The organism is Pedobacter sp. N23S346, from assembly GCF_048515415.1.
GTDB lineage: Bacteria > Bacteroidota > Bacteroidia > Sphingobacteriales > Sphingobacteriaceae > Pedobacter.
The window spans coordinates 179,814-194,613 of record NZ_JBLYEE010000002.1 but is presented as its reverse complement, the minus strand read 5'-3'; the positions used below and the strand labels follow the sequence as shown (position 1 = coordinate 194,613).

The 14,800-nt window shown below is 40.7% G+C and carries 8 protein-coding genes and 1 pseudogene; all 9 read right to left on the bottom strand.

Annotated features, from left to right (window positions below):
* Positions 1 to 74: 74 nt before the first annotated feature.
* On the bottom strand, positions 75 to 2,525 hold the full coding sequence (locus ACN1CD_RS04620; protein WP_419129092.1) for a glycosyl hydrolase family 95 catalytic domain-containing protein: 2,451 nt from the start codon (positions 2,523 to 2,525) through the stop codon (positions 75 to 77).
* A gap of 207 nt (positions 2,526 to 2,732) precedes the next feature.
* On the bottom strand, positions 2,733 to 5,090 hold the full coding sequence (locus tag ACN1CD_RS04615) for a beta-galactosidase (RefSeq protein WP_419129091.1): 2,358 nt from the start codon (positions 5,088 to 5,090) through the stop codon (positions 2,733 to 2,735).
* Positions 5,091 to 5,189: 99 nt separating this feature from the next.
* Positions 5,190 to 6,200, bottom strand: a complete 1,011-nt coding sequence (locus tag ACN1CD_RS04610; protein WP_419129090.1) for a glycoside hydrolase family 43 protein — start codon at positions 6,198 to 6,200, stop codon at positions 5,190 to 5,192.
* A gap of 18 nt (positions 6,201 to 6,218) precedes the next feature.
* Entirely contained in the window at positions 6,219 to 6,527 is a 309-nt protein-coding gene (locus ACN1CD_RS04605) for a glycoside hydrolase family 95-like protein (RefSeq protein WP_419129629.1), read from the bottom strand.
* A pseudogene (locus ACN1CD_RS04600) lies at positions 6,501 to 6,644 on the bottom strand (glycosyl hydrolase family 95 catalytic domain-containing protein); the annotation flags it as partial. The pseudogene ACN1CD_RS04600 and the gene ACN1CD_RS04605, both read right to left, overlap by 27 nt.
* Complete coding sequence (locus ACN1CD_RS04595; protein WP_419129089.1) at positions 6,593 to 7,633, bottom strand: glycoside hydrolase N-terminal domain-containing protein; 1,041 nt, start codon at positions 7,631 to 7,633, stop codon at positions 6,593 to 6,595. The pseudogene ACN1CD_RS04600 and the gene ACN1CD_RS04595, both read right to left, overlap by 52 nt.
* Positions 7,634 to 7,697: 64 nt before the next feature.
* A complete protein-coding gene (locus tag ACN1CD_RS04590; protein ID WP_419129088.1) occupies positions 7,698 to 9,032 on the bottom strand; it encodes an alpha-L-fucosidase in 1,335 nt (444 codons plus the stop codon).
* A 163-nt stretch (positions 9,033 to 9,195) separates the two neighbouring features.
* Complete coding sequence (locus tag ACN1CD_RS04585) at positions 9,196 to 11,013, bottom strand: RagB/SusD family nutrient uptake outer membrane protein (RefSeq protein WP_419129087.1); 1,818 nt, start codon at positions 11,011 to 11,013, stop codon at positions 9,196 to 9,198.
* Positions 11,014 to 11,059: 46 nt separating this feature from the next.
* Positions 11,060 to 14,242, bottom strand: coding sequence for a SusC/RagA family TonB-linked outer membrane protein (locus ACN1CD_RS04580; RefSeq protein WP_419129086.1), 3,183 nt, complete (start codon positions 14,240 to 14,242; stop codon positions 11,060 to 11,062).
* Positions 14,243 to 14,800 lie beyond the last annotated feature (558 nt).

Below are 14,800 nucleotides of genomic sequence, written 5' to 3'. Positions count from 1 at the left end.
TTGCATTCTTTTATCCAAACAAAAATTATGGAAATCATCAAACAGATCGCACCTGTGAGGTTTATTCGAAACTCTTAAAACGATATCTTGTATGATTTTCCTTTCAAGGTCCGAAAAGTGGTGATGTAAAACTTGCCAGCTTTAACGGATTTTGCCCCAACAAGGCCCACTGGTAAAGTTGTTCGCAACCTGCACATTGAACCCCCTAATGATTTTACGCTAACTGAAACAATTTGACTGCTTTTCCATTGTAGATCAACTTCGAAAGCGCCGCGTGCTTTTAAACCAGTAATCTGTCCATCAGGCCAGGCATCAGGGAGTGCTGGCAATAGGTGAATTTCATCATCAATGCTCTGTAGAAGCATTTCGGCAATCCCAGCGGTGGCACCAAAGTTTCCATCAATTTGAAACGGTGGATGCCCGCAGAATAGATTGGCATAAGTACCGCCAGCATCTGACATGTTTACCTGGTAACTGGTTGTTGGCCTAAGCAACCGCTGCAAAAGCGTATACGCTCGGTTTCCGTCTTCCAACCGTGCCCAGAAGTTTATTTTCCAAGCGAGCGACCAGCCGGTACCTTCATCAGTACGTGCATCTAAAGTTTTTCGTGCTGCCAAAGCCAAATCAGGAGTTAGCCCAGGGCTAATCTCTGTTCCAGGATATAGGGCAAACAGATGTGAAACGTGGCGATGTGTAGGCTCTCTTTCTTTAAAATCTTCTGGCCATTCCATTAATCGGCCATCGGTTGCAATTTTGGTCGTAGCGAGGTTAGCTAAAGCCTCTTTAACCTGATCTTGGAATACAGAACGGTCGCCCATAATTTTTCCAGCCTGGATAACTGCGTTAAATAGTCCACTAATGATCTGCTGATCGTGAGAGGGGCCCATTGTAACCGAAGCTACCGAACCATCTGGTGCAGCAAATGAATTTTCTGGAGAGGTAGATGGCCCTGATACCAACTTTCCTGTTTTAGGATCTTTAACCAACCAAGACAGGTAAAATTTCGCTGAACCAATCAAAGTTGGATAGATCTGTTTTAAATATACCGGGTTTCTGGTAAAGGCATAATGATCCCAAAGTTGTTGGGCCAACCAGCCGCCGCCAGCTGCATACATCCCCCAGCCAGTTCCTTCACCAGGAGAAGTAAATCCCCAAACATTGGTTATCGCCTGGCTGCACCAGCCATTGGCACCATATTGAATTCGTGCCGTTTCTTCTCCAGGTTTTACAAGCGATTGTACCAAATTTGTCATCGGACTAAAACAATCGGAAAGATTGGTCACATCAGCCGGCCAATAGTTCATTTGTAGGTTAATATTGGTATGATAGTCGCAATTCCATGGATTTTGAATCTTATTACTCCATATGCCCTGAAGATTTGCGGGCAAGGAACCAAACCGTGAGGAAGAGATCAGTAAATACCTGCCAAATTGGAAGTAGGTTTGTTGTAAACGTCTGTCATTTTGCTGATGAAGACGAGTATCTGTTGGAATAGTATCCTCCCCTGTTACAGCAAGATCCAATTTTACCCGATCAAACAATGATTTATAATCTTTCTCATGCCTTTCTTTAAGTTTAGGATAAGAAAGAGCGACCGCTTTCTGCATTTGATCTAAAGAACTTTGCAGAGGTTTCCCAGCCCTGTAACTGGGATATTGCTGCACATAGTTGGTGGCTGCAGTGAGTATCAAGGTAACTTCATCGCCATTGCGAATAACAATTGCATTGTCTTTAAATCTGATTTCCCCCCGTCCGGCAATTGCCTTTAAGCGTGTTGAAAATTGCATTCCTTTACCATTTTTGCCGTCATCAAGAGTTCCGCTCATCAATAGGTGATCGCCCTGCGCCTGGGTAGTAGCACGCTCTGACCGCATAAGCTTAACATTGAAGTTGATGGATGATTTCTTATCGGCTGTAAAACGAATTACAAGTGCACGGTCAGGGTAACTTGCAAAAATCTCCCGTTTAAACCGTATCCCCTTCTGAGTATAAGAGATGACTACCTTTCCATTATTTAAATCAAGCTCTTTTCGATAATCAGTATAGGCAGCGTCAGTCTGGAAATCAAAGATAAGATCGCCAAGAGTTTGATAAGAACCATATTGTTTGCCTGCAGATCCTGGTCCTTTACAAACCTGAGTTTGTTCAGTAAGAAGACTTGCTTCTCTATACTTCCCTAAGAATAACAACTCATGTATCTTTTGCAGAGAGATGGCCGCCGCCGGATTGTTGCTGTCTTGATAACTGCCAGACCAAAGCGATTTTTCGTTTAACTGTATTCGTTCCTTATTAACATCTCCATAAATCATTGCACCTAAAAAAGCGTTCCCTACAGGAAGTGCTTTTAGCCATTCGGGATCGCTTTCATAAACATTTTTAACATCTGGCGTAGTAGAATTAGCGGGCCTGTTGTACCAAAGCTTCAACTTAGGGCTATTTGCTGTCAGGTTTTGCGCATTGCAGATTGGTGCAATGAAGATCATCGCCACCAACGTTATAAGTAAATTTAGAGTCGTTTTAGCCATTTTTATTACTTCTTTACAGTAGACAACCAAAAGATTGATTTCTACTGGTTGGAAAAAATTTAGGTAGCGCAACTATTAGCTTTCTAAGATGCGCAATTTATTTCATATCCAATTCTGGAAAATGGTTATGAGCTTTATTCATAGATCAATCATTCAACATAGGAATTCGAGATTTCTATATCATCAAAAAGCTTCCTATTTAGCTGCTTATTGTAAGCTTTTTATTAACTCATTTCCTACAAAAATCTGATAATCCTTTATTCTTCCCAGGCTTTTACTTTCTGATTTAGGAATAAATCGGATTGCATCTATTTCCTCTTCTTTTCCTAAATCTATGACCAGGTAATGCGGATAGGACATTTTTCTCACGCTCCAATCGGTGCTCCAGTAGTTAAAAGTCTGACCGTCGATTGCATTCTCAGCACTACCATTTTCTTTGGCCAGTTCCTCACTGCTCACATAGGCGATGGTCCAACTTTGATGGCTGATTGCTTTTCCTTCCTTATTCAGTAAATCCAGTTCTGCTATGGAAGCGGTGGTTCCATCAAAAGAACTTAATGCTGCAATGCAGAAGTAACGGCCTTTGCCAAGTGTGGTGAGCTTAACAATTTGCATAGCATTATTATCAGCAAACTCTCCTTTAGCATTTGGTATTAAATTTTTAGCAGAAAACGTTACATCAGGACGTTTAGACAGCGTAAAATCCTTCTGCGGATTTAGCTCATTTAGAATGGGTGCTGATAAACCCTGAAGAACAGGATTTTCGGGTCCAACTAAATCTAATACCAAAACCTTATTTGCTCCCTTTTTTAACCAAGGTGCCGGGATATACATCGTTTGTGTAGGTCCAATGTTCCAGTATCTGCCTAAACAATGGCCATTAACCCAAACTACGCCTTTACCCCATTTACGTACATCTAAAAATGTATCTCCTATTTTATCTATCATAAATTCGCCTTTCCAAATCCCAGGTTCAGCTAAACGAACCGGATTGGGCGTTTCAAAAGAGAGATTGTTCAACATTTCATCTCCATAAGACAAATTGAAGAGCTTCCATCCTTTTACAGAAATAGGGCTATTGTTTTTGTTAAGGAATTGGATCGGCCCAATAAGGCCTTTTCTATCATGCACTTCAGGCCCGAAATTAATTCGTCCCATGGCATGCACTAAAATATCTATTGTACTTGCTTTGTCTCTGGCAGGTATTAAAATGCTGTAATTGTGTTTACGGCGATCCATTACCGTAACTTTTTTACCATTTAAAAATACCCAGGCGAAGTCATGCACCTCATCAACTTTAAATACGCATTCCGGTCCGGCAGGTAAGGTTGTTCTATACAAAATACTTCCCCTAGATTGGTCATAGTACTCCATAGTTTTAGGGTCATCTGTGGTTATGGGAACTGGTAGATTTTTAAATAATGGAGCGAACTTGTTTAGTTTCACTGTCCGAAGAGTTGTGATAGGGTTTGCCGATGGAGGTACTGGTAAAGGTGCTTCTCCCGGCATTAAGTACTTCGAAATTAAATCTCTGGTAGCCTTAAACTTTTCGGTTGTCCAGCCAGCCTCACTAACCGGAGCGCCATAGTCATAACTTGATACGTCAGGTTTAAATGGCCGATCTGCTCCTGCCCAAAAATCAAATGTTGTTCCGCCATGTGCCATGTAAATGCTAAACGACGCCCCTGTTTTTAGCATGTATTCCATGTCTTGAAGGTACTGATCTATTTTGCCATAATTATGCGGCGTTCCCCAAGTATCAAACCAACCTGAATAAAACTCACCGCACATCAAGGGACCTTCAGGTTGAACCTCTTTCAAGGCTTTAAAAGCCTCGACTGGATTTGAACCAAAGTTTACCACTTGGAAAAGATCTTTACGGAAGCCCTTCTTGAGGTGATATGGCGGATTACATGCAAATAACGGCACATTGAAGCCGGCATCGAGGATAGCTTTCCTCATTAAACCCATATAATCCGCATCATCTGCATAAAAACCATATTCATTTTCCACTTGTACCATGATGATTGGTCCACCTTTGGTGACCTGCATAGGCGCTAAAACTTTACCAACTTCTTTTAAATATTGATTGGATCGATCAATGTAAATCGGGTCTTTGGTGCGGAGTTTAATACCGTCATTTTTCAGGAGCCACCAAGGGAGCCCGCCCATTTCCCATTCGGCACAGGTGTAGGGACCAGGTCGAAGAATTACCCATAAGCCCTCTTCCTGTGCAATTTTGCAAAATTGTGCAATATCAGCTTCGCCGTCCCATTTAAAAACGCCGGGTGTTCTTTCATGAAAATTCCAAAACAGATAAGCGCAGACCGTATTCATCCCTAAAGATTTCATCATTTTTAGTCGGTGTCGCCAATATGGCTTAGGAACTCTTGCAAAATGGAGTTCACCACACCTGATTTGGAAGGGTTTACCATTTAACAGAAAATCTTTTTTACCAATTTCAAAGGTAGTGGGCGGTGTTTCGTTTTTGAAAGAAGAAAGAGTAAACATCATTAAAATCAAGACGCCAACAGGAACGATCTTCAATAGCTTTTTTCTCAGCATGTTTTTTTTATTTTTTGAGGTCAGTAACTTGGTTTATAAAACCAATATATCCAGGTGAGCAATACATTTGTTTTGACGAACTAACTTTTACAAATCAATCTATTTGCCAGTTATAGGTATCCACGAAGCTTTCCAGTTAATCTCAGGTTTTCCATCTTTCATCTCGAGAGGAAGCCAAACTATTCTCGAATCTTTGAGGTCGAGTTTGTTCCATCGATCTCCCAAATAAACAAAGCTATTTTTGTTATTTTTTAACGGCAGAACGTAGGTACTTTGCGAATGAAACGTTTTATCTGCATCGTTTCCTATACAAGGATTACCCAGGTTTGTCCATTCTCCCAAAACACTATCTGCTACAGCATAAGAGGCAGGGTTAGGCGACCAGCCTGTGGTTCCTGAAGTGATTACATAGTATTTTTTATTGTACTTAAATACCGCCGGAGATTCTCGCGATTGATTGATTAATATTCTTTTCTCAGTCTTGGTATGGGATAAATAATCATCTGTTAGCAAGCTCATGTGCATGGTACTATTTTCTTCCGAAGAGTAAAAATGATAGACTTTCCCATCATCATCTTGAAATAAAGTCATGTCTCTGGCCATATTTCCATTTGGTCTGATGCTGTTAATGTAAACAAACGGGCCATTAGGACTATCGCTCACTGCAACGCCAGAACGTGCATACGAGTAATCTTTTGAATCAATATGCATCCACATCACGAACTTTCCGGTACTTTTATTATAGACTACTTTCGGTCTTTCAATAACCTTTCCTGTATCGATATCTGATGTAGGATCATTTGTAGTTGCAGCAAGGGCAACACCTTCGTATTTCCAATTTAACAAATCCTTTGAAGAATAACAAGATACACCTCCTGCGGGAACCCGATAGCACTCCCAACCTTGATCGGGAACTAGCCAGGTATTTCCTTCTTTAATTTCGCCATACAAATAATAGGTACCCTTATGTTCCATAATGCCGGCACCGTGTGCATTAATTGGTTTTCCATCAATATCTTTCCAAACTTCACCTGGTTTAATAAAATTTTCCTGGCCTTTTACAATACCCAAAAAGGCAATTAAAAATAGAGATAGCACTAGTATTCGCATATTGATTAGTTTATTTTATTATAATAGCTTTTGTGGTGTAACAAACGTATTTTTTCCATTGATCCTGAGCTCAACTGGCTTGGGATTAGGGCTGCTTAGAGACCATTCTGTTATTTCCCCATCTTTCCACGACAAATTAACCGTAATATTTCCACGAGCTTTAAGTCCTTTTGCATAACCATCTTTCCAGGCTGCAGGAAGAGTTGGAAGTAAGGTTATCTTCCCATCAACAGATTGAATAAGCATTTCGATCATAGCAGCCGAGATCCCATAGTTTCCGTCTATTTGAAGCGGTATATGATGTGTGGTAAAGAAATTATCCAGCATGTTGTGAGTAATTAGACCTTCAATCATATCATGTGCTTTTTCTCCGTCGTGCAAACGTGACCAAATCATGCAGCGCCATGTCCAGGCCCACGAACGCCAGCTATCTCCTCTGTTAGCCCGCCATAGTAATGATTTCCTTGCCGCAGCAGCGAGTTCTGGTGTTTTACTTGTGCTAAAATAATCGTACAGGCGTCGGCGTTGTTAAGTTCCAGAGTTCCGTCTTTGGCGGTCAATGTGCCACCTAATTTTAAAAATATAGCTTTGCCTTTAAATTTAATCCCATTTTTCAATTCGCCAGTAATTGTCATCGAACTATTATCGGCGAACACCATGTCTTGGGGACGTTGCGTTGCATAAGAAAATTTAATTTTTAGTCCCCCAGGTTGACCGGCCCTATAGCTAATCACAATCGTCTGGTCCGGATAGCTTGCAAAAGCAGCGCTGCTCGTTTTTACACCTTTGCGCACCGCCTCCGAAACAACCTCTCCTTGGTTAATATCTACCGAACGGGTAAAACTACCCTTTTTAACGGGTGCTCCGAAGTCGGCGATGAGATCGCCAATAGGCTGGTACCCTCCAAATCCATCATCTTTTTCATCAGGACCAATCCTACCATCAAATTTTTTGTCTCCCCTGTTATTAATGGTCCCTGCGTTTTGTCCTCCAGACCAGTACGAAATTTCGTTCAAGGCGTAGCGGTCGCGTCCACTTCCATTGAATACCATAGCTCCAAGCCGTCCATTACCGATAGGATATCCCTCCTGTTCCCAAATACGGCGCGCGTTATTGTACCTCCCTCCTGTAACCCTATGAACTTCAGGGTCTAAGTAGTCGATTCCCTCTCCCGCTGCCCATTTCTTTTTTTCAGCGACCTTGTCTTCTATTTTTGACCGCCCAAGAACTTTATCGCCTTCCCAAACATTGTCGTAAATAGGTGATGTAAAGCCTAGTTCATTCTGGTTTTCAAGCAATATGGTAAAAGAAGGTCGGTTAGACCATAGGCGATATCGGCTTTGCGCAAATGAGTTTATAGTGCCGCCCAGTGTGATCGTGAGTAGCGCAATGGTGACTACCAAAAAATTCTGTATTTTACTGTTAAGAGGCATGTTTTCGTTGCTTTCTGACTATTGGATTAAGGATAAAAGGCCATTTGAATTTTCATCCAGATATTTACCGGATGTTAAGGACTAGCGTGCTTATACTAGGATCAAATTGAAGCTGCTTTAATGAAATAGTAATACCTTTTGTAGTTTGTTTAAATTTTAAATTGGCACCAAGCATTTGTTTACAGGAAACAATTTTGCCTTTGATAGGCGGTAGTTGCAGTTCACTTGTATTTTTTAGAAGATGGATATAAATTAAATTGCCCTTTTGAACTGCGCCATAGTAATCGTCCTTTGGTTCAAACGGGCCGGGTTGGGTGCCATAAATACTCTCGCCATACTTTTTTAACCAGTCTCCAACTTCTTTCAAAACCGTAACCTGCTTTTCGGGGATTACTCCTTGTGCATCCGGACCAACATTTAGCAGCATATTACCACCTCGATCTACCGTATTAACCAGCATGGTGAGTACATCTTTTGTTGTCATTATGGTTTGATTTGGAGTGTAACCCCAGCTATGGTTAAGGCTCAAGCATTTTTCCCATGGTGTGTTGATGATAGGCCCACTAACTTTTGAAGGTCCTTCATTACATTGAAAATCACCCTCCCATCCTGAACGGGGATTGATGACCACATTAGGCTGATAGCTTCTTACCATCCTGTTTAATTCTACAGGGTTCCAAAGCCATGCCGCATCGGCATCTTTTCCATTATGCGCCAACCATCCCCCATCATACCAGAGTACATCAATCTTTCCATAATTTTTCATCAATTCTTCAACTTGTCCATACGTTTGTTTCTTCAACAATAATGCATTTTCAGGTAGTTCTTTGGGTTTAAAATAAGCGGGAAAACGCCAATCCATAGGAGAATAATAAATGCCAACGCCAAGACCTGCTTTGCGGCATGCATCTGTATACTCTTTTACAAAATCACGATGAGCAGCCGTTTCGAAACTATTAAAATGAGCATTACTAGAAGGACTATCCCAAAGTGCGAAGCCATCGTGGTGACGTGAAGTAAGCACCATATATTTCATTCCAGCATCTTTAGCTATTTTTGCCCATACAGCGGCATCGAAATGCTGTGGGTTAAACTTAGTAGCTAGTTTGGCATATTCTTCTGCGGGAATTTTATTATTGAACATTGCCCATTCCCCCTGACCTAGAATGGAGTATAAGCCCCAATGAATAAACATTCCAAACTTTGCATCCTGCCACCATTTCATTTGATCAGCAGATAACCTCAGGTCTGGCGCTACTATTCCATTGTCACCTTTAACTCCTGAATATTTTTCCATGGACTTTAATTCGTCCCCCTTTAAATCCTGAGCATTCAGCTTGCTATTGAATAGAAAAGTTACCAGGATTGCGGCGATGATGAGTAATTTGTTTTTGATCATATTTTATATAGTTGTCATTTGCTTGTGTTTCTGAACCCTAATGATGTCTTTAGATTAAAAAAAGTTTCTCCATTTAACCATTAAGATTTTTTCTCATAAAATGAGAAGATACAATACAAAGGAGGCTGTTCCAAGCTGAGTTGAAACAGCCTTCAAACTTGTATTAGTACAACGGGTTTTGAATCAACTTGGGGTTCTTATTCATCTCTCCAATTTCAATAGGCAGGAAATAAAACTTAGGGTTCCAGGCACGATTTTCGGCTGTTGTGACTGTATACTTAGCCGTTCCGGATGCAGCAGCGGCGATATAAGATGCATATCCTGATGTCGGGCTTCCATATACGATGTTTATTGCTTTGGCAGGTTGAAAAGTGCTTGGTGCAATCATCCAGCGCCTTACATCAAAGTAACGCAACTCTTCGAAAGCGAGTTCAATTCTACGCTCATGACGTAAGCTTGCTACCAGCGCATCGCCCGTTGTGGCAATGGCAGGCATAAAAGCCCTGGCTCTGATCATATTGATATAGGATCTCCCCTCTGATTCTTGCCCCAGGGCGATAGCCGCTTCTGCATAATTTAATAAAACTTCGGTGTAGCGCATATAGCGCCATGGAACGATTTGTTGTGTAGCGGTTACATTTATTGCTGGGTCTATCCCTTTTCTAAGGTAGTAGCCGGTTACACCCGCATTCCAGGAATCAACGGCGCCAGAGCCATTTGCATCTAAACCATCCTTTTTAACACCGCTGGTATTGTAAAAGAAGCCAGTCTGGATTTTCCCTTCCGGATCACCGCTAACATCGGATGGACGGGTACGCCATTTGGCACCATCATATAAAACTGTGGCATAAAAACGAGGGTCCCTATTTTGATAAGGTGCTGCTGCTGCAACTGGATTATTCCAGCTAAAAGCGGTACCATTACTCATCTCATAATCATCAACAAACTGCTGTAGTGGTGCCTCATTACCCCATCCGTGATAACCACAAGGATTTTGAGCCTGACCAACCATGTATATAAACCAATCACCATGCGTCATTTTCACAGAAAAATATTTAATAAAAATATCTTCTGATGTGCCTGCATTCTGGAAAATATCCCCGTAGTTTTTGCTTGCATCATCCGCAGAAACCGGTGCGGGTTTATAAAGTGCATAAGTACCTAAATCGATCACCGCTTTGGCCGCATCTTTCGCCTTCTGCCAACGCGTTTGTCTATCACTAGTAGAAATATTGGTGTATCTCACCAATTCAGGATTTGAATAACCTGTAGCAGCAGTATTGTAAAGATCGCTGGCCGCAAATAGCAAAGCTCTTGATTTCAGTGTTAATGCTGCGCCTTTGGTTGCCCTACCCTGCTCACTTTGCACTACTGGCAGGTATTTAGCTGCACTATCACACTGATCTACTACAAACTGAACACTTTCTGCAAACGTGTTTCTAGCCACGCTGAAATTATCAGTAGATACATAGGGTTTGGAAATCAAAGGTACGCCCCCATACATATTAACCAAGGTATGGTAGAGATAACCTCTTTGGAAATAGACTTCACCTTTCAATAGATTTTTATCGGTTGAAGAAATAGGTGATTGATTAACCTCGGAAAGGAACAGATTGGTTTGTCTTATTCTGGAATATAAACTAGCCCAGTTGTACCTTCCTGTAAAGTTGCCGCTTGAGAAAGATTGTACAGCGCTTGGGCTTATTTCGCTTCGCATAAGCGCCGACATCCCCGCCCAGCTGCCGGCATTGTTGTGCGCTTCATCTGAGATCGAAGCCAATCTACTCCCAAAATCACTTGCATCGGGAAATGCCTGATAAATGTTATTAACATAGGCCCTCATCAGACCCGGATCGGTACTGTTAAATACCACTTCATTTGAAATTGCAGACTCAGATTTTAGATCCAATTCCTTTTTGCAGGATACAATAAGGAAACTTAGCAAAAATAAAAGTCTTGCTTTTATCGAAATATTTTTCATTGTAATTATTATTTAAAATTAATTATCTCCTATTTACTTGCCGTGATTACAAACTGGCTGAAAGTCCTACAGACATTACCTTGGTTAAAGGATAATTATATCCCGTAATAGATGCCGCAGACCCTCTCGCATTGGTGTTTGAACCTATTTCAGGATCAAAGTCTTTCATATCAGGACTGTAAGTAAAAAGGTTGTAACCGCTTACGTAAACCCTTAATTTTTGAATTCCAGCTTTTTGAATAGTTGACGTGTTAAGTGTATAGCCAAACTGTAAGGTTTTTAAACGTACATAATCCGTTTTACGAAGCCAATAATCGTTAGATTGGTTTGCCCAATACAAGTTGCCTCTATTAAAAGTTCTTGGCCCAGTCGCACCAGGGTTATCAGGGGTCCAACGGGCATCAGCAAAACTCTGGTAATAGTTTCCAAATTGTCCTGCCTCTGAGGTGATGTATGCTACCGCACCTGTTGCTCCCTGGATCAGGGCAGATAAATCAAAGTTTTTGTAATTGAGGTTAATGTTAGCGCCAAAAGTGAAAGTGGGAATATTGTTTTTATAGATCCTTACCTGATCATCGGCATTAATTTTACCGTCTCCATTGTGATCAACAAACTTTACATCTCCTGGCTTAGGTGTACCAATCTCATAATTTAAGTTGGCTGGTATTTCCGAAGCACTGTGATAGATGCCATCGGTTTTGTAATACAAGCCAGACCCCATCGGGAAACCAGTTGTTTTTTGCCAATCCAGAACGCCTGGAGTTTCAGCCCAGTCTATGATTTTGTTTTTAGCATATCCACCATTTACTGCTACTGAATAACCAAATTTATGCTTGTTATCGGTAAAAGCTGCAGAAAAATCAAATCCTCTATTGGCAGCCTTTGCATAATTTATAGCCGGTAAACTTGCCCCTACTGTTGATGGTACGAGCCCCATCTGCGGCCACAAAATATTATCTCTCTTGTAGCTGAAATAGTCTGCTTCTATTGTAAGCCTGCTATCTAAAAACGAGGCATTGAAACCAATATTGGTTTGGTTAGCCGTTTCCCAGGTAATATCAGTGTTGTAAAAGCCTCCACCGTAGATAGTCCCCAATTCAGATGTGTTGTTAACGATAAATGGATAATAAGAAGCTACCTGACTTCCAATGGTATAGGAACTTAAGTACTGATAAGGGTCAGTTCTGTCATTACCTGTTTTTCCCCATGAAGCTCTTAACTTGAAATAATCAATGAATTTGATATTATCTTTCCAAAAGCTTTCATCAGAGGCTACCCAACCTGCCGAAACACCAGGGAAAAATCCATACCTGCGTCCGGGTGCAAAAATATACGATCCATCATAACGGCCTATAAATTCAACTAAGTATTTATTTGCAAAATTATAGTTAGCCCTTCCGAAATAACTTACCCGCGATTCTGCACTTGCAGAACCGGTATTCGTCATATTTCTCAGATCTCCAGCAAAGAGTTGTTGAACAGATGAAGATAAATACTGATCTCTTGAAGCGCTAAAGTTATCATTCCTCACTTTTGAAATCTGAGAACCAGCCATCAGCTTAAGATAGTGTTTCTCAGCAATCGTAGTTTCGTAATTGATTACCCCATAGGCCAGTTTACTATAATTGCTCACAAAAGATTGAGAAAGTGCAGGCATGTTGTTTGTACCACCACCATAAGTATTTGAGGCTAATACCGGATTACCATTGGCATCCACAGTTGTTCTATCCCAGGTATATAATTTGAAAGGTGTGCTGAATGATTTTTTAAAATCAAAGCCCTGATCATAAGAAAGGTTACCATTTATCGACAAGCCTTTTACCCCTGGGATTTTGATATCCAGTTTCAAGTTACTGTTTAACGCATAATATTTATCAGTAACATTACCTGCCGCATCTGTACTGGTTACCAAGGCATTTCTACCTCCTTCAATCGCCGGACCTGGTTCGCCACCTGGCCACTTCGCCACCGAATTGGGATACGATTGAACTAAACCCCTAAAAATATCATTAGCACCACGAATTGGATATTTCCTATCTTCCATACGACCAGAAAAATCGACGCCAATATTAATGTATTGGTTTATTTTTCCATCAATATTGCTTCTGAAATCATATTGCTTAAATGAAGTGGCACTGTTATAATAATTACCATCCTGAAACTTTCTTCCCAGTGAAACAAAGTATCTGGTCGCATCAGAGCCTCCGGAAACGGTAATATTTTGATTATCCTGAGCTGACCTTGGCTTGATTACTTCTTTAAACCAATCAGTGTTTGGGTAACGCAGTGGATCAGACCCATCTCTATATTTCTGAATTTCAGCAGCGGTATATTTAGAATTTAAGCCCACCGCATTATTGTCGTAATAGGCAATCTCGTTTAATAACGTTGCATAAGTAGCGGCATCGGCCATTTTAGGCAGTCTGGTTGGCTCACTAAAACCGTAATTGGTATTAAAGGTGATTTCAGGTTTCCCCGTTTTACCTCTTTTGGTCGTGATTAATATTACGCCGTTGGCCGCCCTCGAACCGTAAATAGCGGCCGATGCATCTTTCAACATGGTTACACTTTCGATACTATTTGGATCAAGCCGATCTAAACTTCGATCAGGTACACCATCAATAACCACTAGAACGCCATTGTCGTTAAAGGTATTACTTCCCCTGATCCGCAATGTTGAACCATCTGCTCCAGGCTCGCTACTACTGGTTACTGCGGTTAGGCCTGGCAACCTGCCTGCTAATGTATTACTCACATTAACTACCGGCGCTTCTGTTATTTCTTTGCCCTTTATAGTGGAAACAGCTCCTGTTAACGAAGCTTTTTTCTGACTTCCATAACCAACCACTACTATTTCGGATAACGCTTCGGTATCAGATTTTAAAATCACATTGATAACTGTTCTATTACCAATATTTTCTGTTTTAGAAACATAGCCAATATAAGTAAATATCAGAATGTCGTTCTCATTTGCTGCATTTATCGTGAACTTTCCATCTTTATCTGTAGTTGCTCCGATCGTTGTTCCCTGGACTTTTACGGTTACCCCCACTAAAGGATCACCTTTTTCGTCTGTAACGGTACCCCTAATCGCTAACTTTTTTGCCTGTTTAACTTTATTATCTTTCTCCTTTAAAACTGATAATGTCTTATTAAATGAAGATTTTGGATTGCGGCTTTCCGCATACGAAATTCCGGAGAAAACAAGCGCTATAATTAGTTGGCTCATTGAAACCTTCATTATATTATACCAGTTTAGATGACTTGGTAAATTTATTTTCATGATGTTTGGTTATTATATTTGGTTATTAATTGAGATCACTGAACCCTACACCTGCTTTATGCAGACATAGATGGATGGGCATTAAATCTGGAAAAATGGTGATCTCACTATTCCTTCTTTTTTTATTTAGTCTTCTATTTTCACATATACGTTTGGTTAGCGTTGACACTGGACAATTATTTTAAATTATTCCCTTTTCACATTGATGCTCGACTAACATGCTTCAATTTTGGTTTAATTATTTCACCAAATTGGGTTTTATTTTAGGTTAGCAGGAGGGGGAAAATCATTCATTAAAAGGGGATAATTCATTCAAAAAAGCTTGTTACCAGCAACCAACATGGCTAAGGGCTGGAAATGTGAGGGGGGAGGCAGAAAAAAAAATAACCAGACCTTCATCAAAAAACCTTTTGCAATCCTATTTGTATCAGCGATGAAATTGATGATCAATAGTTTTCAAAGCCATCGAAAATTTTAATAAAAGCAAAATAAAATAGACCTTGA

Coding starts and splice junctions, on each gene's coding strand:
- ACN1CD_RS04580 (WP_419129086.1), bottom strand. CDS start 14,242: ATGAGCCAACTAATTATAGCGCTTGTTTTCTCCGGAATTTCGTATGCG.
- ACN1CD_RS04590 (WP_419129088.1), bottom strand. CDS start 9,032: ATGATCAAAAACAAATTACTCATCATCGCCGCAATCCTGGTAACTTTT.
- ACN1CD_RS04615 (WP_419129091.1), bottom strand. CDS start 5,090: ATGCTGAGAAAAAAGCTATTGAAGATCGTTCCTGTTGGCGTCTTGATT.
- ACN1CD_RS04605 (WP_419129629.1), bottom strand. CDS start 6,527: ATGCTGGATAATTTCTTTACCACACATCATATACCGCTTCAAATAGAC.
- ACN1CD_RS04620 (WP_419129092.1), bottom strand. CDS start 2,525: ATGGCTAAAACGACTCTAAATTTACTTATAACGTTGGTGGCGATGATC.
- ACN1CD_RS04610 (WP_419129090.1), bottom strand. CDS start 6,200: ATGCGAATACTAGTGCTATCTCTATTTTTAATTGCCTTTTTGGGTATT.
- ACN1CD_RS04585 (WP_419129087.1), bottom strand. CDS start 11,013: ATGAAAAATATTTCGATAAAAGCAAGACTTTTATTTTTGCTAAGTTTC.
- ACN1CD_RS04595 (WP_419129089.1), bottom strand. CDS start 7,633: ATGCCTCTTAACAGTAAAATACAGAATTTTTTGGTAGTCACCATTGCG.